We start from the raw sequence: 24,040 nt of genomic DNA, 5'->3' as shown, positions 1-24,040 counted from the left end.
ACGGAAGTCATATGCGGTATTTGATTCACTTTCGTTTCGCGCATGCTTGGGTAGAACAAATACCGTTGGGCTTTCTTTTGGCGGGCTTGCCGTTTGCTGCCCGTAGCTCAAACACGAGCACCTGCGCCTCGGCGGCCTGGGTAAACGTAAGCTCCGGCTCATCCGTCAATTTGAGTCCATCACCTTCGGCGACGGTCTCCCCATTGACCTTGAGCTTACCGGTGACGACATGGATATAAACGTGTCTACGCCCAGACACAGGCCACGTGAATGAGTCACCGTGGCCGAACTGACCGGCATAGATCTTGGCATCCTGGAGGATCTTCAGGGAACCATCTTGCCCACTCTTCGAAGCGATTAGCTGTAGCTTTCCTCGACGTTGATTAACCGGAAAGTGCTTTTGCTGGTAATTGGGCTTGGTACGAGATGAGTGCGGTGTAAGCCAGATTTGCAAGAAGTGAACGGGTTGCGTGGAGGATGCGTTGAACTCGCTATGCTCGATACCCGACCCGGCGCTAATGAGCTGGAAGTCACCCGTCTTGATCTTCGCGCTGTTGTTTAGAGAATCTCGGTGGGCCAGCGTTCCTTGCAGGACATACGTCAGAATCTCGACGTCACGATGGGCATGCTGGCCAAACCCTTTCCCCGGCACCACCCAGTCGTCGTTGATGACGCGTAGATCAGAGAAGCCCATTTCCTGAGGATCTTTATAGCCCCCGAAAGAGAAGGTGTGGCGGGATTTGAGCCAAGGCAAACGCGTACTGCCTCGTCCGCCGGCCTTGCGAATTTCTAACATGATCTGCTGCCAAAATTTTTAAAGGCAGACAGCTTAGTTCGGTTCAGCGAGGCGTAAAAACGATAAAATTTGACGAAAAGAATCGAGCTTCTCGATGGTTTCTGCAGGACTGAGCCTTGGCCATACGAGCATGCTCACCGGCGCGGCAGGGGCTGAAGTCATACAAGACATCGGCTGTTTCGCAGTGGCTGGTGGCGTAAGCCCAAACATAAGAGCGGTGGGTTTTCTTCGAGCCCGGAGCTAGCATTTGCTCAGGTGTATCATCCGCGTGCCGTCGAGTCCTGGCTGACCAAGTGATCTTGGTTTGAGTACAAAAAGGCCCCTGTGGGCCTTTTTTTGTTTTAAAGCTGATATTGAGAGCAAATACATAGTAAGCCTGGCCGAGCTCTGTGCACTCAGGGTGGTGGGACAGTCGAGTTGTAGTGTCCAGATTTTTGTATGCGGCGGAGTTGATGAGGCGCCGTGTCTGATTTGAGCAATCATCACAATGACTCAGACGGGAAAGTCAAAACGGCTAGTTTTGTGTGAAAAAAAGCCCGGTCAGTTGGCCGGGCTTAATTAGGTGCTACCTCATCGGTCGTTAGATGACTGCGATACAACCGAAGCAGCTAGCGTTCGAGTCGTTTCCGACGATCTCTTGTCCTGCAAGGCTTGGCTAGCTTTAGCTTCCATCCCCGCTCCTGTTTGCTTATCGGGATCAGCCTGAGAGATGACAGATGCAGCCAAGCTCTTGGCAATTGCTGACGATTGACTGTCCCTTAATACTTTTGAAGCGAGGGATGAAACGCCGGGTGAGGATTTCTTTGAGTTTTTGCTCATTGCTGATCTCCTTTTTTGCGACGTACACGTAGGCGCCAGGCTTGCAGCCCATATGCTCGGGCATCAAGCAGCTTTTTTCCGCAGCGGCGGAAACGGCAGTAGATGTATTCGTAATCGTCTGACTCTGGGGTTTGCATAAATCACCATATAGAGGTGTATTCAGCCCAAATCAGAAGGAGAGAGGGGACGGTAGTATTTTTCGCTCAAGCACTTGACCCTTCGGTCGCGTAGACCTAAAAAGTAGTTGTGTGACCTCGAGCGAATCCATACTATTCGTTCCCCTAACCGCTTTCCTTTCTGGACTGTGGTTGATGCGCCCTTGGGTAGGCCCTTCGAAAACTTCCCCTTGGTGCGCGCTGAAAGCCCTGTCTGCTCATTGAGCAGGCGGGGCTTTTTCTTTTGCGGAGAAAATCTCCGCGTTAATTACATGGGCAATCAGCCCTAAATCCCTTCTTTACAACAGTCATTCGAAGCTTCTTGCTCAGTGAGCTGCTGCCTTTGAAATCATAATAACCCAAAAACACTACATGTTGTGGTGGTGCGTTGATTTTTGCACGTCATGTGGTGTTTTGTTAGAGGTGTTAACCAAACCTACTGTCCAACATCTCAAAAAAACGTTTCAGCACGGGCCCTAGGTTCTCCACGGATCCAATGTGAAGCATCGTACTGTATGTATTCACAGAAAATCAACCAAAAGCTCCTGTGGGGCCTCCATTAGCGTTTTTATGTTTTTTGTAGTGGCACCTAGCAGGTTGTAAGCGTTGCTCGTCACGCGGGGTTGTAGGTGGCTTAGCGTGACTGTCACGTTTTCATTCAGTTTTCGAATGTGACATGTCACGTTTCGTTTCTGACCGGTTTGGATGCGTTACTGAACACCCCAGAAACTCCAGTTGAAGAGGGTCATCGAGATTCAACCCAGCGCCATCCGAGCGTGTTCCACTCAGCCCCGAGTAGCGCCTTTCCTCGCTATAAATAGGCGCCTACCTTTGAGTTCTGGCTGACATAGTGAGTTTGGTTTGAGTACAAAGGGCCCTTCGAGGGCGTTTTTGTTTTTGGCTCGTAAAGTGCCTGGTGGCGAAACAAGGCGGCGTTGGACGGGGCAGAGCTGTATTTACACAGAGGGGTGTAAATGAGTGACTGCTTTTCCGGTTGCTAACTAACGTGAGCGAATTGGCTCGACCCAACGCAAAAATACCTCGACTGCTTGAACAGCAGCTCTTTGAACACATTCCTCTCCAGACCTAACCACGGTTCGACATCGACTCGATAATGCGGCATTGCTCGATCACGCCTCCCTCGCAACAAGCAATCAAACGCTCCAATTCCGCCTCCAAGCCTTGCAGGTCTCGGATGCGCATTCGAACCTGCTCTAACTGCCCTTCGACTTTCGCGTCCACCCTGGCGCAGGAGGCGTCGCGTTTATCAGCAAAACCCAACAACTCTCGAACATCGTCAAGGCTGAAGCCCAGTGCGCGGCTACGGCGTATGAACAGTAGACGGTCTCGCTCCTCGTCCGTGTAGAAGCGATAGCCCGATGCTGAACGCCCTGCGGAAGGCAGCAGGCCGACCTGCTCGTAATAGCGGATGGTTACCGCTTTGGTATCGGTCGCCTTCGCCAAGGCACCGACTGTGTAAGTGGTCGAACTCATTTCGCTTGACCTTATAGTTGCTAGAACCTTCATTCTACTCGCCTTAGGCGATAAGCGAATCTGCGCGCGCTCAACAGAAAAACGGACTGAATCTCATGGAAACCCCCATACAACAGCGTCAATCCGGTGGTTGGGCGCTCCTGCTCTGTGCCTGGTTGCTTGCACTGGTATCAACAATCGCCGTGTTATTCGTTGGCGAAGTAATGGGGCAACTGCCCTGTGTACTTTGTTGGTTTCAAAGAGCCTTCATGTTTCCGCTCGTCCTTGTATTGGGCGTTGCTTGTTATTTATCGGACACAGGTGTTTGGCGTTATGCATTGCCACTAGCTGTTATGGGATGGCTCATCGCGCTGTATCACAACCTGCTGTATTTCGGACTGATCCCCGAAAGCATCAAGCCCTGTGGCGCGGGCCCATCCTGCTCTGGCGCTGATATGACCATCCTCAGTGGTGTTCCGCTGCCGTTGTTATCGCTGGGCGTATTTAGCCTCTTGATCATTCTTCTTGTTCTCATCCGTCGGAGATTTACCGTATGAGCAAACGCGCCGTCGTCCTCTCCATCAGCTTCGTAGCCATCGTCGGCTTTGCCGTCGCCGCATTTTTTTATAATCGCGCCGCCACGGTGCCCCAAGCCACAGCACCTGTGCCTCAAACCAGCTCACTCGTTCGCTTTAATTCGCCAAGTTTTGGCCCTGCCAACGCCCCGGTGACCGTTGTCGAGTTCTTTGACCCTTCTTGTGAAAGCTGCCGTGCTTTTTACCCCATCGTCAAAAAAATGATGTCCCAGCACCCAGCCGATGTTCGTTTGGTGCTGCGCTATGTGAAGCTTCACGTAGGGTCTGAAGAAGCCATCCGGCTTCTTGAGGCCGCGCGTAAACAGGGTGTATTTGCTCCGGTGCTTGAAGCTGTCCTGGCAGCCCAACCGCAGTGGCATGATGACGCTCAAGCATCAGCAGCATGGGACGCAGCGGCTCAAGCAGGCTTGGACGTGACCAAGGCTCGTGAGGACATGATGTCGCCGGATATCACCGCCACGATAGAAAGAGATGCCGCCGATGCGAAAACTGTAGGCGTAAGCGGAACACCGACATTTTTCGTTAACGGTAAGCCATTGACCAACTTTGGTGCTCAGCAGCTCTACGATCTGATTTGGAGCGAAATCAACCAGTCGCGGTAAGCACGAAATTGTCGCGCTGAACGATGCTCGGCGTTATCGATAATTCGCTTGACCTTATAGTGGCTATAGGGTGTTCACTCTTCACCATGACTTGTGGAGAGTGGCCTTATGAAAAGCTGTTGCGGTGATGAGCAAACAACGAAAAGTGATGCCGGCGTTGAGGTTTTTGACCCGGCAGCGCCAACAGGTTGTTGTGCACCCGCCGCGACGACTTGCGATACGAACACAGTCCAAAGTCAGTCTAAGAGCAGTTGCTGCGCTCCGAAAACCTCGGACGTCAGCCCAGTGCCTTCTAAAGCAGAAGGCACCGGTTGTTGCTCTCCAGCTGTGGACGGCGGTAAATCAAGCTGCTCTGCTGTCAAACCGGAATCCACTTTGTTCGCCTTGGCCGAACCGAGTAAACCAGTCGCCCAGGTTGGTAACGATCTCTTTACCAACGCCTGCTGCCCACCATCTGGTGCGGATGGCTCCAGCGTTTGCATAGCAAAAGTGATTCCCGAAAATGCCAGCGACACCGCTCGCTTCAGTAGTTTCCGTATCGGGCAAATGTGCTGTCCTTCTGAGCAGACGATGATCGAGGGGAAGCTCGCGAAGATGAGCGGCATTCAGAAGCTTGAGTTCAACATGATGAACCGTACTCTGGGCGTCTGGCACGAACTGCCGGACACCTTGGGTATCGAATCAGTTGTGGCATCGCTGGGCATGCACGCCGAACCGTTAACGGCTGAGAGCAAGGCACCCGACGCGAATGCTGCGCAAGTCGAACCTCAGGCCGCATCACAGCGTAAAAGCAGCTGGTGGCCATTGGCGCTGGCTGGTGTTGCTGCTGTAGGCGCAGAAGTCTTGCACTTCTCCCAATCGGCCCCGGAATGGGTGATAGCGGTCGTCGCGTTACTCGCCATCGCGCTCTGTGGCCCGTCGACTTACAAGAAGGGCTGGATCTCGATCAAACACCTCAACCTGAACATCAATGCCTTGATGAGCATCGCGGTGACCGGTGCGGTGTTGATCGGGCAGTGGCCGGAAGCGGCGATGGTCATGTTTCTGTTTACCGTCGCCGAAATGGTCGAAGCAAAATCGTTGGATCGTGCACGCAATGCGATCAAGGGGTTGATGGACTTGACCCCGGATCGGGCAACCGTGCGCCAGTCGGATGGCACCTGGGTGGAAGTCGATGTAAAAACGGTCGAGATCGGTGCCTTGGTTCGGGTACGCCCCGGCGAACGTATCGGCCTGGATGGCGATGTCTCCTCCGGAAACTCTACTGTCAACCAGGCACCTATCACGGGGGAGAGCCTGCCCATCGAGAAAGTTGTCGATGATCCTGTGTATGCCGGCTCCATCAATGAATCTGGTTCCTTCGAGTATCGCGTGACGGCTGAGGCCGACAATACGACGCTGGCTCGAATCATTCATGCGGTTGAAGAAGCCCAAAGTTCGCGGGCACCGACCCAGCGGTTCGTCGATAAATTCGCCAAGATTTATACGCCTGGGGTGTTCTTCTTCGCCGTCGCGATTGCGGTATTCCCACCACTGTTTATGGGCGGATTGTGGACTGACTGGATCTATCGTGCACTGGTGCTTCTGGTGGTTGCTTGCCCTTGTGCGCTGGTCATTTCCACTCCGGTGTCCATCGTCAGTGGTTTGGCGGCAGCGGCTCGCAAAGGCATTTTGGTTAAAGGCGGCGTCTACCTGGAAATTGGCGCCAAGCTAAGTTTCGTCGCGCTTGATAAAACCGGCACCATCACCCACGGCAAGCCAGTTCAGACCGATTACATACCACTGGCCGAGATGCCAGCAGTAGCTCCCCAGATTATTGCCGCCAGCCTGGGTGTTCGCTCGGATCACCCGGTTTCGCAGGCCATCGCCAGACACGAAAGCCTAGACGCATCAACGCTCCAGCAGGTAGAACACTTTGAGGCTCTTCCCGGTCGTGGGGTCAAGGGCTTGATCGAAGGGCAGCTTTATCACCTGGGTAATCATCGCCTGATCGAGGAGTTGGGGCTGGATGCGCCGCAGCTGGAGACCTCGCTGAATCAGCTGGAACGTCAGGGGAAAACGGTGGTGGCGTTGACCAGTGCCACTCAGGTTTTTGCATTGTTTGCTGTGGCCGATACGGTGAAGGATTCTAGCCAGACCGCGATCAAAGAGCTTCATGAGCTGGGCATCAAGACCATGATGCTCACAGGTGACAATTCGCACACGGCTGAATCAATTGCTCAACGAGTCGGGATTGATGAGGCGCGAGGAAACTTGCTGCCCGCCGACAAACTCGCTGCTATTGGTGAGTTGCAGAACCGTAACCACGTGGTGGGGATGGTGGGTGATGGGATAAACGATGCACCGGCTCTGGCCAAGTCCCAGATCGGTTTTGCTATGGCCGCCGCTGGTACGGGAACAGCCATTGAAACGGCAGACGTTGCGTTGATGGATGACGACCTGCGCAAGATTCCGGCCTTTGTTCGCTTGTCACGCCAGACTGCTGCGATTCTCAAGCAAAACATTTTCTTCGCCTTAGGTATCAAGGCCGTTTTTCTTGTGTTCACTCTGATGGGGCTGGCCACCATGTGGATGGCTGTGTTTGCAGACGTTGGGGTGAGCTTGCTCGTGGTGCTCAACGGGCTCCGATTGCTGAAGAAATAGAGCGAGGTGCTGCATGAGAGAGGTTTTGCGAAGCGCCATCGCGGAGGCCTTTCATGAGGCAGGGATAGCCATGCGGGCCAAAGACTACCAGACGGCGTACCGCTGGCTGGAGCGCTCTCATATCCTCACGCAGCGTATGCCATTGGCTCATGCAAAATCTCATTGGTTCATGTTGAACCTTGGGTTGCTGACGAAAGATTGGCGTGAGGTTGTGGGCCAGGTTCCTCGTATCATTGCCGCATTGTTGTTTTCCAGGATTTGGGTGCCCGCTGGCAACACGGGAAGAGCCCGCGTCAGTGCATTTTCCGTCATGCCACTGTCTGCCGGTCTGGAGGAGCTTTTGCGCGAAGACTAGCGCAAGCCACTGGCTCTTCTTTCCACAACCCTGAAACTCAGGTGCACTGATGTTCCCTGGTCTTCGTGGTGGGTCAGACTGGCTTCTCCACCAAAATTTTCCATGATCTGCTTCACCATGATCAGCCCTATACCGAGCTTGCCTTGCTTGGTGGTGTAGAAGGTCTTGAAAGCCATCATTTCCTGTTGTCGTGACGTTCCATCCCCGGTGTCACCAATGATGAGATGCAGCCACTGATGGGTGTCATCCACGTTCGCCTGGATGGTTAGCTTCCCGCCTCCCGGCATAGCCTCTATTGCATTGGCAATGACGCTATTGAGAATTTGAGAAAGCAAAAGTGGATTGCTGATGATCCGGGGTGTCGGCTCATTGTTGAACTCGACCTGGATTCTTGATTGAGCCAGTTGCGCGCTGTAGCCGGCCAATGTGGCCTGTACCACATTCATCGGCTCCACCAGTTCCGCTTCTCCACGAATCGGTCGCAAGCACAGCAACAGTTCATGCACCCACTGCGACATCCGATCCACTTGGCTGACAATATCGTCGATGTTCTTCTTGGCGGGTTGGCCCTCCGTTTCGTTCGCCAGTTCTGCGCTGGAGCGGATGCAGGCCAGGGGGTTACGCAAACTATGGGCGACTGCCGTGGACATCTCGACCAAGCCCACGTAAGTCTTGTTGGCTACGAGTTGCGCCTCTTGTGAGGCCAACTGAATCGATGCCCGTCGAACGATCCAATACAGCCCGAAATAAAGCAGTAGACCGCCCAGTGCGGTAGACAGCCATATGATCCAGTGGCCCCGGTTAAGGCGTTCGATCAAATCGGCTGGTTCCTTATAAATTTCCACCACAGCCAGGGTATTCCCCAGATCATCTACAAGGGGGATGTAGCTCTCGATGAAGAACATTTTCGGTGCGAGCAAAAACTGCTGTTCGGGACGGCGTTCATCAGCATTGCTGTACTTGGTGGAAACCCTGTCTTTCGAGCTGAATGCCGCTTCAAGTGCTTCGTCGTTGAGGATTTTCTGTCCAATCAGTTGCGGATTGGTTGACCACATCACCGTCCTAAGTGGCGAGTAGATGCTAATCAGGAGTGAATCCGGGAGGTGTGAAAGGTGGTCGAGGAACTCGGAGCGGGCACAGTGCCGATTCAGCGCCATTTCTTCCGACAGCATTCCATATGGGGTGGCTGCCAAAACGTCACCCATCCGCATCCCGGACAACCCGTGGTGACGGATTTCACCCACAGCGATGGTCTGAATAAATTGCGCCGACAGCAGCGCGTCGCGCTCCAGGCTTTCGATGACCAGGAAGCGAGTCGATACTGAACCCAGCCCAAAAGCTATCGCGCTGATCAGGATGAAGCTGATGATCGAAAACCAGCGCAGGAGATTGGGTTGTCTCGTCGGCACAACTGAGTCAGCTGCTTCCCGATGTAGGCGCCTAAACAATGCTGATAGTGCAGGCATGGTAGCGTCCTATAGAATATTTCCTAATTCAACCTTCAGCTTGAATTTCTCAATTAAGCCTAGGTGACATACAGCATTCTCTATGCCAAATATCCGCTGCCAATCAATGATGGTGCGCGTAGCCAGTATCTGAACTGCGCTGCGTTTGAAACAGGCAAATTAAATCCGCGACCGTTCCAACAGCTTAGATAGCCAGACACGAGCATTGGGGAAATACAGCCAACTCCGGGGACAAAATCCCCTTTGATTGAGGCGCACGGGGCATGGAGCGATATGGTTGAAGGGACGAGTTAGGTCTCTATTTTGGACACGTAATTCTGGCTTAATTCATGTCAGGTCTTATCGCCTACGTCAGATCTTGACGATAGGTTATTGATGACTCGCCTCCAATTGTAAGAGCCATTTGCAGCGACTACACTCCAGCCCATGAAACGCTATCTGCGGTTTTGCATCATCTTCATGATTAGCTTGGCGCTTCCCCTCAGCGGGATGGCGGGGGTTCAGGCACCGACAGAACCTTGCCCAATGAAGACGATGGGCATGGCGATGATGGACGACATGGGGATGGACTGCTGCAACGACATGAAAAGCCCTTCCGAGCACGGTAAACCTTGCAAGCCGGGCCAGGAATGCAAGACGGGCGGCATGCTGCAAGTCTCGATCTTCAAGCCTCCTGTAACCGTGTTCAGCCCCGTAGTGCTTTCCCTCATCAGCGACTCCCTACCTGTACAGACCCCGTCCGGGGTATGGCGACCGCCCCGCGTTTGATTCCTGTCCCACATTGAGCCTCATTCCGCATTAGCGGGATGGACTAGCTGCGCGCATGTCTTTTGACGCGTGCAGTGGATGATTACAGGAATCGTAAACATGAACTCCAAGTGCAATTGCACAGGCTGGTCTCTCGTGGCCGGCCTAGCGGCAAGCGTGCTGGCATTGCCGAGTTTCGCTGCCGCATTGACGCTCGATGAAGCGTTGCGGCTGGCAGAAAACAATGCGCCGTCGCTGACCGCACAAGACGCGAAAATTCAGGCTGCCAGCAGTGCAGCCATCCCTGCTGGTGAGTTACCTGATCCCAAGCTCCTGGTGGGCGTGCAGAACTACCCCATCGGCGGCCCGGATCGTTGGAGTATCGACCAGGACTTCATGACCATGCAGATGGTCGGGGTCAGGCAGGAGATGCCCAATAGCGACAAGCGCAAAGCGCGTATCGAAGTCGCCGATGCAGCTATTGATCGTGCCTCTGCGGAGCGTCGAGTCGAACGTCTGAAGGTACGCCAGTCCACGGCGTTGGCCTGGATCAGCAGTTACTCGGTTGAGCGCAAAGATGTGCTGTTCCAGGACTTCTACAAAGAAAACCGCCTGCTGAGCGATACCGTCCGGGCCCAAATTGCCGGTGGCCGCGCTCAACCCGCCGATGCGGTGGCACCCAAACAGGAAGCAGCTCAACTGGCGGAGCAGCAGGACGATCTGATTCTCCAGAGAGCACAGGCTCGAGCGGCCCTCAAACGCTGGATTGGCTCCGCCGCCAACGACAAGCCTGTGGGCAGCTTGCCTGAATGGCCCGTCGACACCTCAAGTTACTCCCATAAACTGCAACACCATCCCGAGTTGGCAGCGTTTGCACCGATGACCCGCGAAGCGCAAGCCAAGGTTCGTGAAGCTGTGTCGGAGAAGCAGTCAGACTGGAGCTGGGAACTGGATTACCAGCGCCGTGGCCGTGAGTTCGGCGATATGGTCAGCGTGCAATTTTCCTGGGATCTGCCGCTGTTTCCTGACTCTCGCCAAAACCCCAAAATCGCAGCCAAACAGGCGGAACTCAGTCAGCTTGAGGCCGAGCGCGAAGCCCTGTCACGCGAGCATACCCAGCAACTGGAAAACGAACTGGCTGACTATGAGCGCCTGAGTCGTGCGGTACGCCGTAACCAGGAAAGCCTGTTGCCGCTGGCTAAGGAAAAGGTCGAACTCAGCATGGCCAGTTATCGCTCGGGCAAAGGCAATTTAAACGCCGTTGTTGCCGCCCGTCGTGAACTCATCGAGGCCCGCCTCAAACAGATCAACGTGGAAGAGCAGCAAGCGCTGACCAGTGCGCGGTTGTATTTTGCTTATGGAGAGTCCAGCCAATGATCCTTAAAAAAGGGAACGGGGCATTGTTGGTAGGCATCTCGCTGGCGTTCGGTATTGCCGGTGGTTACTGGTTCGCTCAACAGCGCATGAATGGGGTATTCAGTTCTGCCCAGGAGCAGAGCCTCGATTCACCTGACCAACGCAAGGCTCTGTATTGGTATGACCCCATGTACCCGCAGCAAAAATTCGATAAGCCGGGTAAGTCCCCCTTCATGGACATGCAACTGGTTCCTAAGTACGCCGGTGGCGCAGGGGATCGTGCGACCGTCAGTATCGATCCGAGTCTGACCCAGAATCTCGGTCTGCGTTTTGCAACAGTCACCCGTGGAATCTTTGACTCCAGCCTCGATGTGACGGGTGTTTTGGGATTCAACGAACGTGATGTGGCGGTGATTCAGGCACGCACCACGGGCTTTGTGGAGCGGGTCTATGCCCACGCTCCCGGTGATGTGCTCAAAGCCAACGCGGCGTTAGCGGATATCCTGGTGCCGGAATGGGCCGCTGCCCAGACAGAGTTTCTTGCACTGAAGCGCAGCGGGGATGCTGACCTGTTGGCTGCGGCCCGTCAGCGACTGCGGCTCACCGGTATGCCAGCAGCATTGATTGCTCAGGTAGAGCGTGGCGGCAAGGTTCAGCCCTACCTGACGCTCACCAGCCCCATTGGTGGTGTGCTGCAAGAGTTGAATGTACGTGCGGGTATGACCGTGGCGACTGGCGACACTCTGGCACGCGTCAATGGCTTGAGCAGTGTCTGGCTAGCCGTGGCCGTTCCAGAATCGGATGCCGGAGCTATCACCGTAGGGCAGGCGGTCGAAGCGCGTCTTCCAGCCTTCCCAGGGACAACGCTCAGTGGCAAGGTCAGCGCGATTTTGCCCGAGACCAATCCGGACAGTCGCACCCTCCGCGTGCGAGTGGAACTACCCAATCCGGATGGGCGACTCAGGCCGGGTTTGACAGCGCAGGTACGCCTGAGTCGTTCGACCGGGCAGAGTGTGTTGTGGGTGCCGAGCGAGGCGGTGATTCGCACGGGCCGACGCGCCTTGGTGATGCTCGCCGAAGATGCCGGCCGCTACCGTCCCGTTGAGGTGCAACCCGGGCAGGAAAGCGATGGCAAGACCGCGATATTGAAAGGTCTGGAAGAAGGCCAGAAGGTGGTGACGTCTGGCCAGTTCCTGCTCGACTCGGAGGCCAGTCTGAAGGGCATCGTTGCCAGCTCGGAGGAAGCGTCACCACCCAGCGCAGCAGCCTCCAGCTTTCATGAAGCGGACGGGCAGATCGTTGAGATCAACGACAAAGAAGTCACGCTCACCCATGGCCCTTTCAAAACGCTGGGCATGCCCGGCATGACGATGACGTTCCCATTGGCCAACCCGGCGCTGATGCAGAGCCTGAAAGCGGGCGACAAGGTTCACGTCGCGGTGAGCCAGACCGACGATGGCTTGCGTGTTGAGCGCCTGGATAAATCGGGGAGCCAGCCATGATTGCTGCCCTGATTCGTTGGTCAGTCGCCAACCGGTTCCTGGTGCTGCTGGCGACGCTGTTCGTCACGGCTTGGGGTATCTGGTCGGTGCAGAGTACCCCCATCGATGCGCTGCCGGATCTCTCCGATGTTCAGGTGATCATCCGCACTCCCTACCCGGGACAAGCGCCGCAGATTGTCGAGAACCAGGTCACCTATCCGCTGGCCACCACCATGCTCTCGGTACCGGGCGCGAAGACGGTGCGTGGTTATTCCTTCTTCGGCGACAGCTTCGTTTACGTGCTGTTCGAAGACGGCACTGACCTGTACTGGGCGCGCTCGCGGGTGTTGGAGTACCTGAGCCAGATACAAAGTCGCCTGCCGACCAGTGCCAAACCGGCGTTGGGCCCGGACGCGACGGGAGTGGGCTGGATCTATCAGTACGCACTGGTGGATCGCAGTGGCGGACACGACCTGGCGCAGCTTCGAGCACTTCAGGACTGGTTCCTCAAGTTCGAACTCAAGACCCTGCCCAACGTGGCGGAAGTGGCCACCGTGGGGGGCATGGTCAAGCAATACCAGGTGCAGCTTGATCCGCTCAAACTGGCCAGCCTCGGTATCACTCAGGCTGAGGTCACCGAGGCTATCGGCAAGGCCAATCAGGAAACCGGTGGCGCGGTGCTGGAGATGGCCGAGACCGAGTTCATCGTGCGCGCTTCCGGCTACCTGAAGACGCTCAATGACTTCCGGTCGATCCCGCTCAAGTTGGGTGCGGGCGGCGTGCCGGTGACCCTTGGCGATGTCGCCACGATCCAGCTGGGGCCGGAAATGCGGCGGGGCATCACTGAGCTCGACGGCGAAGGCGAGACTGTCGGTGGCGTGGTGATTTTGCGCAGCGGCAAGAATGCTCGCGAGACCATTGCGGCGGTCAAGACCAGACTCGACGAACTGAAAAGCAGTCTGCCGGCCGGGGTGGAAATCGTCACCACCTACGACCGCAGCAAGTTGATCGACCGCGCGGTGGAAAACCTCAGCCACAAGCTGATCGAAGAGTTCATCGTCGTTGCGTTGGTCTGCGGGATCTTTCTCTGGCACTTGCGCTCATCGCTGGTGGCGATCATCTCCCTTCCGGTTGGGGTGTTGATTGCCTTCATCGTCATGCGCTACCAGGGAATCAACGCCAACATCATGTCCTTGGGTGGGATTGCCATCGCCATCGGTGCCATGGTCGATGCCGCCGTGGTGATGATCGAGAATGCTCACAAGAAGATCGAGGCCTGGCACGCGGCCAATCCTGGGGAGGAACTGAAGGGTGAGCGTCATTGGCACGTGATGACCGAAGCAGCGGCAGAGGTAGGCCCTGCGCTGTTCTTTTGTTTGTTGATCATCACCCTGTCGTTCATTCCGGTATTCACCCTGGAAGCGCAAGAGGGGCGGTTGTTTGGCCCGTTGGCTTTCACCAAAACCTACGCCATGGCCGCAGCGGCGGGATTGTCAGTGACCTTGGTGCCGGTGCTGATGGGCTACTGGATTCGAGGACGAATTCCCAGTGAACATCAGAACCCGTTGAACCGGTGGTTGATTCGGATCTATCAGCCAGCCCTGGACGCAGTCTTGCGTCGACCAAAGATCACGCTGCTGGTGGCGCTATTGGTTTTTGTCAGTGCGCTATGGCCAATGTCTCGCTTGGGTGGCGAGTTTCTCCCCCCGTTGGACGAGGGTGACCTGCTCTATATGCCTTCAGCTCTACCGGGATTGTCGGCGCAGAAAGCGGCACAACTGCTGCAACAGACTGACCGTCTGATCAAGACCGTGCCTGAAGTCGAACACGTCTTCGGTAAAGCGGGCCGCGCTGAAACCGCCACCGACCCCGCACCGCTGGAGATGTTCGAAACCACCATCCAATTCAAGCCGCACGAGCAATGGCGTCCAGGCATGACCCAGGAAAAGTTGGTGGAAGAACTGGATCGAGTGGTACGAGTCCCTGGGCTGACGAATATCTGGATACCGCCGATTCGCAACCGTATCGACATGCTGGCTACGGGTATCAAAAGTCCAATTGGGGTGAAGGTTGCCGGCACCAACCTGACGGAGATCGATGCCGCTACTCAGGCGGTCGAGCGGGTGGCCAAGGATGTGCCCGGTGTCAGTTCGGCTCTGGCTGAGCGACTGACCGGTGGCCGCTATATCGACGTGGATATCGACCGCAAGGCCGCCGCCCGCTACGGACTGAATATCGCCGATGTGCAGTCAATTGTGGCCGGCGCTATCGGCGGTGAAAACGTCGGGGAGACCATTGAAGGGCTTGCACGCTTCCCGATCAACGTCCGTTACCCCCGTGAGTGGCGTGACTCGCTCGGCGCCCTGGAGCAGTTGCCAATCTACACCCCGTTAGGCAGCCAAATCACCCTTGGCACGGTGGCGAAGATCAAGGTCAGCGACGGGCCGCCGATGCTCAAGAGCGAGAACGCAAGGCCTTCAGGCTGGGTGTATATCGACGTGCGGGGGCGGGACATTGCCTCGGTTGTCGCCGACCTGCGTCGGGTCGTCAATGAACAGGTCAGGCTGCAGCCAGGCATGAGCCTGAGCTACTCAGGACAGTTCGAGTTTCTCGAAAGGGCTAACGCACGCCTCAAACTGGTAGTACCTGCCACGCTATTGATCATCTTCGTTCTGCTCTACCTGACTTTCGCCCGCTTCGATGAGGCCTTGCTGATCATGGCTACTCTGCCATTCGCATTGACCGGTGGAGCATGGTTCCTCTATCTGTTGGGATTCAACCTGTCGGTCGCCACCGGAGTCGGCTTTATCGCATTGGCCGGGGTGTCTGCCGAGTTCGGCGTGATCATGCTGCTCTACCTGAAGAACGCCTGGGCCGAACGTGAAGACCTTGGCGACAACACTGAGCGTGGGCTGGTTGCGGCCATTCGCGAAGGCGCTGTGCAGCGCGTTCGACCCAAGGCCATGACTGTTGCCGTGATCATTGCCGGCCTTTTACCCATCTTGTTGGGCAGCGGTACTGGTAGCGAAGTGATGAGCCGCATCGCCGCGCCTATGGTCGGCGGCATGATCACGGCACCCTTGCTTTCCCTGTTTGTCATTCCGGCAGCCTATCGTCTGATGCGTCGTCGGCACCTCTCAGTTGCACCCATCAAGGCTCAAGGAAAAGTCGTATGAAACTGACCATGATTGCAGTTGCAAGCACCGTATTTGCGCTTTCACTTTCTGTCCATGCGGAGGACATGCCGGGTATGAAAATGGACGGTATGGAGGGCATGCAGATGGAACAGGATTCAAAACAGGCGCAAGTTGCCAATGCCGAGGGAACGATCAAGGCTATAGATACTACGAAGCATACGGTGACCATCTCCCACGAAGCTGTTCCAGCCGTACAGTGGCCGCCGATGACCATGGCTTTTTCCGTAACGGAGAATCAGCTGGCAGGTCTGATGGTCGGAGACCATGTATCGTTTTCCTTTAGGGTAAAGGATGGCAAAGCCGCAATTGTTTCCATTAAAAACTAAGACTGGGGTGAGAGAATTACCGGCACGCTCTATCGTGCCGGTTGGGAAAGGCTGCCTTTGCTAGAATCCCCCATCTGTTTCCGAGAGCGTTGCCATGAGTGAACCGATCCGCTTGACCCAGTACAGCCATGGTGCCGGTTGTGGCTGCAAGATTTCCCCCAAGATGCTGGAAGTGATCCTCGCCGGTAGCGGCGCGCAGAATCTAGACCCCAGTCTCTGGGTCGGCAACGCTTCACGTGATGACGCCGCAGTTTATGCCCTGGACGATGAGCGCGGCGTTGTCTCGACTACCGACTTTTTCATGCCTATCGTCGATGACCCCTTCGATTTCGGACGCATCGCCGCCACTAACGCTATTAGTGATATTTACGCGATGGGAGGTGATCCGCTGATGGCCATCGCCATCCTTGGCTGGCCAGTCAACCTACTACCGCTGGAGGTAGCTCGTGAGGTCATCCGAGGGGGGCGTGCGGTGTGTGATGCTGCGGGCATTCCATTAGCAGGTGGCCATTCCATCGATACGCCGGAGCCGATATTCGGCCTAGCGGTGACCGGCGTCGTGCAGAAAAAGCACATGAAACGCAATGACACCGCCCGCGTTGGCAATGCGTTATACCTGACCAAACCACTGGGTATCGGCATTCTTACCACCGCCGAAAAGAAGGCCAAACTGCGTGCGGAGGATGTTGGCCTGGCCCGCGACTGGATGTGCACTTTGAATAAGCCGGGCAGCCGTTTCGGCAAGCTGGCCGGGGTCACGGCGATGACTGATGTGACCGGTTTCGGCCTGCTCGGGCATCTGGTGGAAATGGCCGATGGCGCTCAGCTCACCGCCCGACTCGACTATGCCGCTGTCCCGCGCCTGCCGAGCGTCGATCACTATCTCGCCGAGGGCTGCGTGCCGGGTGGCACCCTGCGAAATTTCGACAGCTACGGAGATAAGATCGCGCCTATCAGTGACGCGCAGCGTGACCTGCTGTGCGACCCGCAGACCAGTGGCGGCCTACTGATCGCCGTCACGCCGGAGGGTGAGGCAGAATTTCTCGCCGTCTCCGCTGAGCTGGGGTTGCAGCTGGCGCCTATCGGAACCTTGGTCGAACGACAGACCTACGCGGTAGAAGTGCTCTAATGCGCGATATTGGAAGTCTCCGCCGTGGTTAGTCGTCTTGGGATGTGGCTTGCTCGGATGGTTGCTAAGCATCATATTTTGATGGGGCCGGCTTGCTACTGGTGTGTCCGGGGCGGAGGCCTTAAAAGTGCAAAACTCAGGAATTGTGCAATTATAAGATGTTTATCGAACTGCAAAAGAGGCCGCTTTTATGCAATCGAAAGAGCATTGGGACAAGGTCTACTCCACTAAGCCAACCGATGGTGTGAGCTGGTATCAAGAGCATGCGGAAAGCTCCCTGCGGCTGATCCAGCAAGCAGGAGTTTCTTCATCGGCAGAAATCATCGACGTAGGAGGCGGCGCCTCCACGCTGGTAGATGACTTGATTGCGCATGGATTTACCCATCTGAGTGTCCTTGATCTTTCAGCGGCGGCTCTAGCGGCCACAAAGCAGCGATTGGGCAGCCGTGCCAATGAGGTTAGATGGATAGTAGGGGACATTACGGACGTTCCACTTCCTCCTCTGTCCTATGACGTCTGGCACGACCGAGCTGTTTTCCACTTTCTTACCGCTGAGGCCGAGCGTGCAGCATATGTTGAAGCTGTTTTAAGGTGCGTAAAGCCGGGCGGTTTCGTGATCGTGGCTACCTTCTCGGAAGATGGGCCAACCCAGTGCAGTGGCCTACCAGTGAAAAGGTATACAGCCGATGAACTGCATGATGAGTTTGGAGCCCCTTTTGAGCTGCTCAGGCATGAGAAGGAAGAACACCATACCCCGTTTGGAACTACTCAGAATTTCGTGTACTGCTTCTGCCGAAAAAGCTAGCGGGTATGTCGTAGGCTGGGCCGAGCTTGGCTCTGACTCGAATGTACGCTGTTGGCCAATTTGCACCTGGTACGCCTGGCAGGAACCGACCCAGTAAAGTCCTTCGTATAGCTGCCTGATGGTGTCTTCTTGATGTTTAGGGGTTAAACACCTCATGACAGAGACTACCTTGTCACCTTCACGTTTACTGGATATTGATAGGCTACCGACATGACGGCCATGTTTCGAAATTTTCGTACAAAATTTAGAGACTAAGGGATTGATTTCGACCCAGCCCCTTAGCTTTGTATAGAGCTTTATCGGCCTGTGCCAAGAGCATGCCAAATGGATTCGGCGTGGCAAAAGTATGAACTGCAAAGCCAATGCTTATGGTTAGATATCCTGTGCTGGAAGCGGAGTGCGGTATTCGTAAACTGCGCACTCGCTGGCATAAGGTGTTTGTGTATAGTGTGGCCTGGTCTTGCGTCATGCCGCTGGACAGGACTACAAATTCTTCGCCGCCATATCTTGCTGCAAAGTCAGAGCCTCGCTGGAATGATCTGTTCAAACTGTCAGCAACTCGTCTTAATGCTTCATCGCCCGCTTGGTGCCCATAGATGTCATTAAATGCCTTGAAGTGATCAACGTCGATCATGGCGAGAGTCAAGGACTCCCCGTTGCGGCATGCGATTTTCCACTGGATTTCCAATTGAGTATCAAAAAATCGACGATTGTAAATACCTGTTAATCCATCTTTAATTGACAGTTGCTCGAAGTGTGTTTTCATTTCCTCAAGAGACTGGTTTTTCTCACGTAACTGCTGCTGTATTATCACTCTAGGCGTTACGTCTTTTTGAATTCCAATGAAATTAGTTACGATCCCATTCTTGTCATGAATTGGCGAAATGCTTAGCTCGTTCCAAAACATCGTTCCGTCTTTGCGATAGTTTCGCAAGGTTACAAGACAGTACTCTCCTTTTTCAATTGCACTATGGATTATGTCCAGCTCGGATTGCTCTCGGTCGTTGTTCTGTAGATATCGACAGTTGATATTTGTGATTTCTTCGGATGAGTAGCCGGTCATGCGCTCAAATGCAGGATTTACAAAAACTAATGGGTTATCGTGCAAGCTGTTATCGGAGATAGTAATTCCGTCTCTTGAGTCCATGACGGCCTGTTTAAGTATTTCAAGATTCATATAGAGCTCGCTTGTTGGAGCAGAGAATAAGGTTTGTTGTCGGAGGTGTACGCCAAGATGACACAATCCTCAAATTTTTGAAGTGTAGTAGCTGAAAATAATAAAGGTCGTTTTTTCTATGCTTTCGATAGCAAAGGCAATTGATTGCGGTCGAAGGTACCTCGTCGAAAGATGATAGTTGCGCGGCGTCAAAAGGCTCAGAAATGACGCAGCTTGGGGGGCGCGCGCCCGTACTGGATTCGTAAATGGGTATAAGCGTTTCGTGCGACCATTTGATGGCAGGCGGTTTTGGCTGATTACTGCCTATCACTAAGGGCAGCAATTGATCGCGCCGTGGTCACTGATGTGCCTTGATTGAGGCTGCTATACCCAATGGATATCAATCCATGACTAGGAGCGCGGGTAATTTGGACTCGCGGTGTTATCGGATGGAAAGCGGCTGGAAATACGACGGATCAGGTACAGACTATAAAAAAAGCAATGGTGATCACATGAGCTGTCTTATTTGTGCCGGTGTCGCTGAACGCATTCAGTGCCATGGCACGTGGGAGGAGAGAGATTGTCCGGCCTGTGGTCGCTATCGAGTTTCAGATGCGCTCGTATTGACGCAGATGGAGCAGGGGCGGATTTTCGATGTTAGCAAAACGAGGATTTGGCTTGCCAGCAAAGGCAAGGAAGTAGCCATTCCAGCTATTGAGATCCACGATGCGCTACTGTTGCCGTGAATTGGTTTTATCTGAGCGATATGGATGCCCCCTGGAGCGCATTCGCTTTTAATGGTCGCAGCGAATCAAAGCGCGTATGGCCGGCGTCTACCAAGGCACAAATCCAGTTACTCAACAGGCTTCTTCGATGCATCGGGGGATTCACTCCGGTGCCATCAATACCGCGAGCGTCATTTTGACGAACTCTTCGTTTTTATCGATTGTGGTCAGGGCTCCACGCACGTTGTCGGCGACATCCGCAGATTCACGCTGCTCGACCCAATTTGAGAGCTCCATGATGGCGGCCTCAAGGGCGAGCTGGTTTTGATTGATCTTGAATAGTAGTGAAGGGAGCAGGTCTGAATTTGGCATCGCGAATCCTCCATGAAAGAGGTCAGCGTAGCAAAAGGTCTGGGAAGCCGGACGCGGCTCCGACACCGTCGAGTCTTGGCTGACCAAGTGAGTTTGGTTTGAGTACAAATGGGCCCTGAAAGGGCCCTTTTTATTGCCCATAGTTAATGGCATTTCACTGCAGGAAAATCTGCTTGGGATTTTGAAGGGATTGGGAAAGTCGACATTGCGAATCACAGAGCTGGCTTGACGTAGGCTTGCCTGGGCGATGGTTCACCATTCGTCAGCAAGGGGCCGTGCCCCTCCTTGACAACCATGTCGTCTGGGGAAATACTCGACTCAGTATTCATATAGATGACTAGATAACAAGGTGAATAAAGTCGATGAATTCTCTATCCAGTGATGTCCGACTGCCGCTTTACCAACGCTTGCGTGACCAGTTGGCTGAACAGATCGCCAACAATCGCTGGCGCCCGGGGGAGGCCATTCCGACCGAAGCCGCGCTTTCAGCGGAATACCAATTGTCCACTGGCACCGTTCGCAAAGCAGTCGACGCGCTGGTCAGTGAGGGCATTCTGGAGCGTCAGCAAGGTCGAGGCACTTTCATTCGTCGTCCTCAATTCCAATCTTCGCTGTTCCGTTTCTTCCGTTTTCAAACCGCTGCCGGCGAACGCCAGGTACCAGAAAGTCGCATTCTGTCGATCGAGCCGGTGGAGGCCCCATCGGCGGTAGCCCAAGCGTTAGGTTTGTCACCCGATGCACCGGTGATTCGCATTGTCCGTGTACGTCTGCTTGATGTTAAGCCAGTGCTCGCCGAAGAAATCTGGTTGCCCCGCAACCGCTTTCAGCCGCTGCTGGAGATCGACCTTAGTCGCAAAGGGCCGCTGTTGTATCCGATCTATGAAGAGGTCTGCGGTCAGGTCGTCGCCTCGGCCGAAGAAACGCTTACCGCTGAATCGGTGAATGACGTGCACGCGCGATTGCTGCAACTCCCGATCAACAGCCCGGTGGTGGTGATCGAGAGGCTGGCGCGTGATTACGCCGGTACGCCGCTGGAGTGGCGTCGTTCTCGCGGGCATGCCGAGCACTTCCGTTACAGCGTGGATATTCGCTAACCCGTGCCTGGGTAGCGGATCGTCAAGCGGCGAGGCGCTCGCCGCTGGTTTCATTGTCTTGTTTCACATGACTGGCCCCGTAGCGGCGCGGTTCGCTCTCGGCTGCCTCACGTTCCACCTATAAGGATAAGAATCATGTTTAGCTGGTATCGCCAAGTCACTCCTCGGGAGCGCAAAACGTTTTGGGCCTGCTTCGGCGGATGGTCGCTCGACGCGCTGGAAGTACAAATGTTTGGCTTGGCGATTCCGGCGCTGATCGCCGCATTCGCCCTGACCAAGGGTGATGCAGGGTTGATCAGCGGAGTCACGCTGGTCACCTCGGCCATCGGCGGTTGGGTAGGGGGGACGTTGTCCGACCGTTATGGCCGGGTACGCACGCTGCAATGGATGATCTTGTGGTTCTCGTTCTTCACCTTTCTGTCGGCGTTTGTCACCGGGTTCCATCAGTTGCTGATCGTCAAAGCACTGCAAGGCTTCGGTATCGGTGGCGAATGGGCCGCTGGCGCAGTACTGATGGCCGAGACGATCAACCCTAAATTTCGTGGCAAGGTGATGGGCACAGTGCAAAGCGCTTGGGCCGTGGGTTGGGGCGTGGCGGTTGGAGTATTTGCGCTGATTTATTCGTTCGTGCCGCAAGACATGGCCTGGCGTGTGATGTTTATCGTTGGTTTGCTGCCATCGTTCCTGATCATCTGGGTACGGCGTAATGTCGAGGAGCCCGACAGCTTCCAGCGCCTGCAAAAAGAAAACGCAATCCCGCAAAGTTTCTTTAAATCCCTGTCTGGCATATTCCGTCCCGAACTGATCCGCGTGACGTTGTTCGGTGGTCTGTTGGGCCTGGGGGCGCACGGTGGTTATCACGCGGTGATGACGTGGCTGCCAACGTTCCTCAAAACCGAGCGTAACCTGTCGGTGCTGAACTCGGGCGGCTACCTGGCGGTGATCATCTTCGCCTTCTGGTGTGGGTGTGTGGTCAGCGGATTTCTGATCGACCGTATTGGTCGTCGTAAAAACATCGTGCTGTTCGCGCTGGCCTGTGTCGTCACCGTGCAGTGCTATGTGTTCCTGCCGCTGACCAATACCCAGATGCTGTTCCTGGGATTCCCCCTCGGCTTCTTCGCAGCCGGTATTCCGGCGAGCCTTGGGGCACTGTTCAACGAGCTGTACCCAGCGGACGTGCGCGGCGCCGGTGTCGGTTTCTGCTACAACTTTGGCCGAGTGCTCTCCGCAGTATTCCCATTCCTGGTCGGCCACATGAGCGACTCCATGTCCTTGGGTTCTGCGATTGGCATCGACGCAGGGATCGCGTACGGCGTGGCGGTGATCGCGGCACTTTGCCTGCCGGAAACCCGTGGTCGCACCCTCGAAGCCTCGAATGCATCATTGCAAACCACGGCCAACGGCAACGAGAGCGCCCGGGCCTGATGTCCATTACCTTCGATAGATGAAATCCATGCCTGATACCTGTCCTGCGCCGATCACCGGCATCGACTCCCATGCTCATGTGTTTAGCCGCAAGCTGAACCTGGCCGCTGCACGGCGCTATACCCCTGGCTACGACGCCACGCTTGCGCAGTATTTGAAGCACTTGCAAACCCATGGCCTGAGTCATGGTGTGTTGGTGCAGCCGAGCTTTCTCGGCAGCGACAATAGCTATCTGCTGGCGGCGCTTAAGCAGGCGCCGGAGCAATTGCGAGGGGTCGTGGTAGTGGAGCGAGACGTCAGCCGCGTCATGTTAAACGACATGGCTCGACTGGGCGTTGTCGGCGTTCGCTTGAACCTGATGGGCAAAGCCTTACCTGACTTTCGCGACGCAGCCTGGAAAGACTTCTTCGGCCACATCGCTGAACTGGACTGGCATGTCGAGTTGCACCGCCACGTGGAGGATTTGCCGGAGCTGATTCATCAACTGATGCCGTTCGGCATCAAACTCGTCATCGATCACTTCGGTCGTCCGGATGCGCGTTTGAGCGTCGATCAACCAGGCTTTCCCGAGCTGCTGGAACTGGGGCTGAGCGGGCAAGTGTGGATGAAAGTCTCGGGCATCTATCGCTTGGCAGATACGCCACAACAGAACCTCGAGTTTGCCCAGACTGCATTGCCACTGCTGGAGCAGAGCTTCGGCCATCGCCGGTTGGTATGGGGCAGCGACTGGCCGCATACACAACATGAAGAAAGCGTCGGTTTCAATACTGTGGTGGAGCAGCTTCAAGCGCTGGAGTGTTCGACTCAGCTTATGCGGTCGTTGCTAGTGGATGCGCCTCAAGCGTTATTGGGGTTTGCTTGTGGCCGCTAGCTGACAAAGGTGTAAGGAGTCATCGATAACGCGGGCACAACAAGCCTAGCCACAATCGAGAAGCATTCGATGAGATCTGGCTGACCAAGTGAATTTGGTTTGAGTACAAAAGGGCCTTTGAAGGCCCTTTTTATTTGCAGTTTATCGAAGTCAGCGACCAAATCCTCAACCTACGAAGTTAAGTCGGGCCTGAGGAGCAGTGGCGATGAGATAAAAAAACCCGCCAAGGGGGGGCGGGTTATAAAAGGTCATGAGGGGTAGGATCCAATTTTATACCATCGCTAGAATTTCGCTAGGAATCTGCTGTTTCGCATAGCGATACCGCTGGGCAAATGAGGTTGTTGATGTCTTCGGCAAATATGCTTTAGGATCAGATCAGGAGATGGCATTCCTCCTTTAACCGCCTTCGTGCTGATGATGCCTACGTGAACCCTGGACAGGGTGCGTAGGT

Annotated in this window: 21 protein-coding genes, 1 pseudogene and 1 riboswitch; of the genes and pseudogenes, 15 read left to right on the top strand and 7 right to left on the bottom strand. The window is 55.1% G+C overall.

Annotated features, from left to right (window positions below; translation table 11 throughout):
* Positions 1 to 25: 25 nt before the first annotated feature.
* From EAH78_RS24180 to EAH78_RS24165, 4 genes and pseudogenes are all read right to left on the bottom strand, one after another.
* Positions 26 to 796 carry a pirin family protein gene (locus tag EAH78_RS24180; RefSeq protein ID WP_140669763.1) on the bottom strand — a complete coding sequence of 257 codons (771 nt, stop codon included), beginning with the start codon at positions 794 to 796 and terminating at the stop codon, positions 26 to 28.
* A gap of 124 nt (positions 797 to 920) precedes the next feature.
* Positions 921 to 1,148: pseudogene (locus EAH78_RS33065) on the bottom strand (IS66 family transposase); the annotation flags it as partial.
* Between the two features lie 218 nt (positions 1,149 to 1,366).
* Positions 1,367 to 1,615, bottom strand: coding sequence for a hypothetical protein (locus EAH78_RS24170; RefSeq protein WP_140669762.1), 249 nt, complete (start codon positions 1,613 to 1,615; stop codon positions 1,367 to 1,369).
* A 1,241-nt stretch (positions 1,616 to 2,856) separates the two neighbouring features.
* Positions 2,857 to 3,264 (bottom strand): MerR family transcriptional regulator, encoded by a 408-nt coding sequence (locus EAH78_RS24165; protein ID WP_140669761.1) that lies wholly within the window; start codon positions 3,262 to 3,264, stop codon positions 2,857 to 2,859.
* 95 nt (positions 3,265 to 3,359) lie between these two features.
* Between EAH78_RS24165 and EAH78_RS24160 the strand changes: the two genes are divergently transcribed.
* The 4 genes from EAH78_RS24160 (at position 3,360) to EAH78_RS24145 (ending at position 7,439) form a co-directional block, all read left to right on the top strand.
* Positions 3,360 to 3,800, top strand: coding sequence for a disulfide bond formation protein B (locus EAH78_RS24160; RefSeq protein WP_140669760.1), 441 nt, complete (start codon positions 3,360 to 3,362; stop codon positions 3,798 to 3,800).
* On the top strand, positions 3,797 to 4,441 hold the full coding sequence (locus EAH78_RS24155) for a DsbA family protein (protein ID WP_140669759.1): 645 nt from the start codon (positions 3,797 to 3,799) through the stop codon (positions 4,439 to 4,441). Before EAH78_RS24160 ends, EAH78_RS24155 begins: the two co-directional genes overlap by 4 nt.
* A 546-nt stretch (positions 4,442 to 4,987) precedes the next feature.
* Complete coding sequence (locus tag EAH78_RS24150) at positions 4,988 to 7,084, top strand: heavy metal translocating P-type ATPase (protein WP_140669787.1); 2,097 nt, start codon at positions 4,988 to 4,990, stop codon at positions 7,082 to 7,084.
* 13 nt (positions 7,085 to 7,097) lie between these two features.
* Positions 7,098 to 7,439: a DUF3703 domain-containing protein gene (locus EAH78_RS24145; protein WP_140669758.1), complete on the top strand. Its 342-nt coding sequence runs from the start codon at positions 7,098 to 7,100 to the stop codon at positions 7,437 to 7,439.
* On the opposite strand, the gene EAH78_RS24140 is transcribed toward EAH78_RS24145, so the two are convergent.
* Positions 7,436 to 8,905 (bottom strand): sensor histidine kinase, encoded by a 1,470-nt coding sequence (locus EAH78_RS24140; protein WP_140669757.1) that lies wholly within the window; start codon positions 8,903 to 8,905, stop codon positions 7,436 to 7,438. The genes EAH78_RS24145 and EAH78_RS24140 overlap by 4 nt on opposite strands.
* A gap of 426 nt (positions 8,906 to 9,331) precedes the next feature.
* Between EAH78_RS24140 and EAH78_RS24135 the strand changes: the two genes are divergently transcribed.
* From EAH78_RS24135 to EAH78_RS24105, 7 genes are all read left to right on the top strand, one after another.
* A complete protein-coding gene (locus tag EAH78_RS24135; protein ID WP_140669756.1) occupies positions 9,332 to 9,673 on the top strand; it encodes a hypothetical protein in 342 nt (113 codons plus the stop codon).
* Between the two features lie 99 nt (positions 9,674 to 9,772).
* Positions 9,773 to 11,029 carry a TolC family protein gene (locus EAH78_RS24130; protein ID WP_140669755.1) on the top strand — a complete coding sequence of 419 codons (1,257 nt, stop codon included), beginning with the start codon at positions 9,773 to 9,775 and terminating at the stop codon, positions 11,027 to 11,029.
* Positions 11,026 to 12,510, top strand: a complete 1,485-nt coding sequence (locus EAH78_RS24125; RefSeq protein ID WP_140669754.1) for an efflux RND transporter periplasmic adaptor subunit — start codon at positions 11,026 to 11,028, stop codon at positions 12,508 to 12,510. Before EAH78_RS24130 ends, EAH78_RS24125 begins: the two co-directional genes overlap by 4 nt.
* Positions 12,507 to 15,665 (top strand): efflux RND transporter permease subunit, encoded by a 3,159-nt coding sequence (locus tag EAH78_RS24120; protein ID WP_140669753.1) that lies wholly within the window; start codon positions 12,507 to 12,509, stop codon positions 15,663 to 15,665. Before EAH78_RS24125 ends, EAH78_RS24120 begins: the two co-directional genes overlap by 4 nt.
* Positions 15,662 to 16,012 carry a copper-binding protein gene (locus EAH78_RS24115; protein ID WP_140669752.1) on the top strand — a complete coding sequence of 117 codons (351 nt, stop codon included), beginning with the start codon at positions 15,662 to 15,664 and terminating at the stop codon, positions 16,010 to 16,012. Before EAH78_RS24120 ends, EAH78_RS24115 begins: the two co-directional genes overlap by 4 nt.
* Before the next feature lie 94 nt (positions 16,013 to 16,106).
* Positions 16,107 to 17,141: a selenide, water dikinase SelD gene (gene selD, locus EAH78_RS24110; protein WP_140669751.1), complete on the top strand. Its 1,035-nt coding sequence runs from the start codon at positions 16,107 to 16,109 to the stop codon at positions 17,139 to 17,141.
* Between the two features lie 190 nt (positions 17,142 to 17,331).
* Positions 17,332 to 17,946: a class I SAM-dependent methyltransferase gene (locus EAH78_RS24105; protein WP_140669750.1), complete on the top strand. Its 615-nt coding sequence runs from the start codon at positions 17,332 to 17,334 to the stop codon at positions 17,944 to 17,946.
* A 244-nt stretch (positions 17,947 to 18,190) separates the two neighbouring features.
* On the opposite strand, the gene EAH78_RS24100 is transcribed toward EAH78_RS24105, so the two are convergent.
* Positions 18,191 to 19,123, bottom strand: coding sequence for a GGDEF domain-containing protein (locus tag EAH78_RS24100; RefSeq protein ID WP_140669749.1), 933 nt, complete (start codon positions 19,121 to 19,123; stop codon positions 18,191 to 18,193).
* A gap of 428 nt (positions 19,124 to 19,551) precedes the next feature.
* On the opposite strand from EAH78_RS24100, the gene EAH78_RS24095 reads away from it, so the two are divergent.
* Positions 19,552 to 19,848, top strand: coding sequence for a hypothetical protein (locus EAH78_RS24095; protein ID WP_240051930.1), 297 nt, complete (start codon positions 19,552 to 19,554; stop codon positions 19,846 to 19,848).
* A gap of 141 nt (positions 19,849 to 19,989) precedes the next feature.
* Here EAH78_RS24095 and EAH78_RS24090 read toward each other — a convergent pair whose 3' ends face one another.
* Complete coding sequence (locus tag EAH78_RS24090) at positions 19,990 to 20,199, bottom strand: hypothetical protein (RefSeq protein WP_140669748.1); 210 nt, start codon at positions 20,197 to 20,199, stop codon at positions 19,990 to 19,992.
* Positions 20,200 to 20,561: 362 nt separating this feature from the next.
* On the opposite strand from EAH78_RS24090, the gene EAH78_RS24085 reads away from it, so the two are divergent.
* The 3 genes from EAH78_RS24085 to EAH78_RS24075 all read left to right on the top strand — a co-directional run bounded on the left by EAH78_RS24085 (position 20,562) and on the right by EAH78_RS24075 (position 23,589).
* Positions 20,562 to 21,293, top strand: a complete 732-nt coding sequence (locus EAH78_RS24085) for a GntR family transcriptional regulator (RefSeq protein ID WP_140669747.1) — start codon at positions 20,562 to 20,564, stop codon at positions 21,291 to 21,293.
* A 135-nt stretch (positions 21,294 to 21,428) separates the two neighbouring features.
* A complete protein-coding gene (locus EAH78_RS24080; protein ID WP_140669746.1) occupies positions 21,429 to 22,718 on the top strand; it encodes an MFS transporter in 1,290 nt (429 codons plus the stop codon).
* A 28-nt stretch (positions 22,719 to 22,746) separates the two neighbouring features.
* Complete coding sequence (locus tag EAH78_RS24075) at positions 22,747 to 23,589, top strand: amidohydrolase family protein (protein WP_140669745.1); 843 nt, start codon at positions 22,747 to 22,749, stop codon at positions 23,587 to 23,589.
* A 369-nt stretch (positions 23,590 to 23,958) separates the two neighbouring features.
* Positions 23,959 to 24,020, top strand: a riboswitch (Fluoride riboswitch).
* Positions 24,021 to 24,040 lie beyond the last annotated feature (20 nt).

The organism is Pseudomonas arsenicoxydans (genome assembly GCF_006438915.1).
Taxonomy (GTDB): domain Bacteria; phylum Pseudomonadota; class Gammaproteobacteria; order Pseudomonadales; family Pseudomonadaceae; genus Aquipseudomonas; species Aquipseudomonas arsenicoxydans_A.
The sequence above is the reverse complement of the archived record's forward strand: the minus strand, read 5'-3'. Positions and strand labels throughout refer to the sequence as shown.

Excerpts from the sequence above, each read along its gene's own strand:
- selD (WP_140669751.1), top strand. The coding sequence starts at position 16,107 with ATGAGTGAACCGATCCGCTTGACCCAGTACAGCCATGGTGCCGGTTGT.
- EAH78_RS24125 (WP_140669754.1), top strand. The coding sequence starts at position 11,026 with ATGATCCTTAAAAAAGGGAACGGGGCATTGTTGGTAGGCATCTCGCTG.
- EAH78_RS24100 (WP_140669749.1), bottom strand. The coding sequence starts at position 19,123 with ATGAATCTTGAAATACTTAAACAGGCCGTCATGGACTCAAGAGACGGA.
- EAH78_RS24135 (WP_140669756.1), top strand. The coding sequence starts at position 9,332 with ATGAAACGCTATCTGCGGTTTTGCATCATCTTCATGATTAGCTTGGCG.
- EAH78_RS24180 (WP_140669763.1), bottom strand. The coding sequence starts at position 796 with ATGTTAGAAATTCGCAAGGCCGGCGGACGAGGCAGTACGCGTTTGCCT.
- EAH78_RS24160 (WP_140669760.1), top strand. The coding sequence starts at position 3,360 with ATGGAAACCCCCATACAACAGCGTCAATCCGGTGGTTGGGCGCTCCTG.
- EAH78_RS24075 (WP_140669745.1), top strand. The coding sequence starts at position 22,747 with ATGCCTGATACCTGTCCTGCGCCGATCACCGGCATCGACTCCCATGCT.
- EAH78_RS24105 (WP_140669750.1), top strand. The coding sequence starts at position 17,332 with ATGCAATCGAAAGAGCATTGGGACAAGGTCTACTCCACTAAGCCAACC.
- EAH78_RS24150 (WP_140669787.1), top strand. The coding sequence starts at position 4,988 with ATGTGCTGTCCTTCTGAGCAGACGATGATCGAGGGGAAGCTCGCGAAG.
- EAH78_RS24130 (WP_140669755.1), top strand. The coding sequence starts at position 9,773 with ATGAACTCCAAGTGCAATTGCACAGGCTGGTCTCTCGTGGCCGGCCTA.
- EAH78_RS24080 (WP_140669746.1), top strand. The coding sequence starts at position 21,429 with ATGTTTAGCTGGTATCGCCAAGTCACTCCTCGGGAGCGCAAAACGTTT.
- EAH78_RS24170 (WP_140669762.1), bottom strand. The coding sequence starts at position 1,615 with ATGAGCAAAAACTCAAAGAAATCCTCACCCGGCGTTTCATCCCTCGCT.
- EAH78_RS24165 (WP_140669761.1), bottom strand. The coding sequence starts at position 3,264 with ATGAGTTCGACCACTTACACAGTCGGTGCCTTGGCGAAGGCGACCGAT.
- EAH78_RS24115 (WP_140669752.1), top strand. The coding sequence starts at position 15,662 with ATGAAACTGACCATGATTGCAGTTGCAAGCACCGTATTTGCGCTTTCA.
- EAH78_RS24120 (WP_140669753.1), top strand. The coding sequence starts at position 12,507 with ATGATTGCTGCCCTGATTCGTTGGTCAGTCGCCAACCGGTTCCTGGTG.
- EAH78_RS24140 (WP_140669757.1), bottom strand. The coding sequence starts at position 8,905 with ATGCCTGCACTATCAGCATTGTTTAGGCGCCTACATCGGGAAGCAGCT.
- EAH78_RS24095 (WP_240051930.1), top strand. The coding sequence starts at position 19,552 with ATGGAAAGCGGCTGGAAATACGACGGATCAGGTACAGACTATAAAAAA.
- EAH78_RS24155 (WP_140669759.1), top strand. The coding sequence starts at position 3,797 with ATGAGCAAACGCGCCGTCGTCCTCTCCATCAGCTTCGTAGCCATCGTC.
- EAH78_RS24090 (WP_140669748.1), bottom strand. The coding sequence starts at position 20,199 with ATGCCAAATTCAGACCTGCTCCCTTCACTACTATTCAAGATCAATCAA.
- EAH78_RS24145 (WP_140669758.1), top strand. The coding sequence starts at position 7,098 with ATGAGAGAGGTTTTGCGAAGCGCCATCGCGGAGGCCTTTCATGAGGCA.
- EAH78_RS24085 (WP_140669747.1), top strand. The coding sequence starts at position 20,562 with ATGAATTCTCTATCCAGTGATGTCCGACTGCCGCTTTACCAACGCTTG.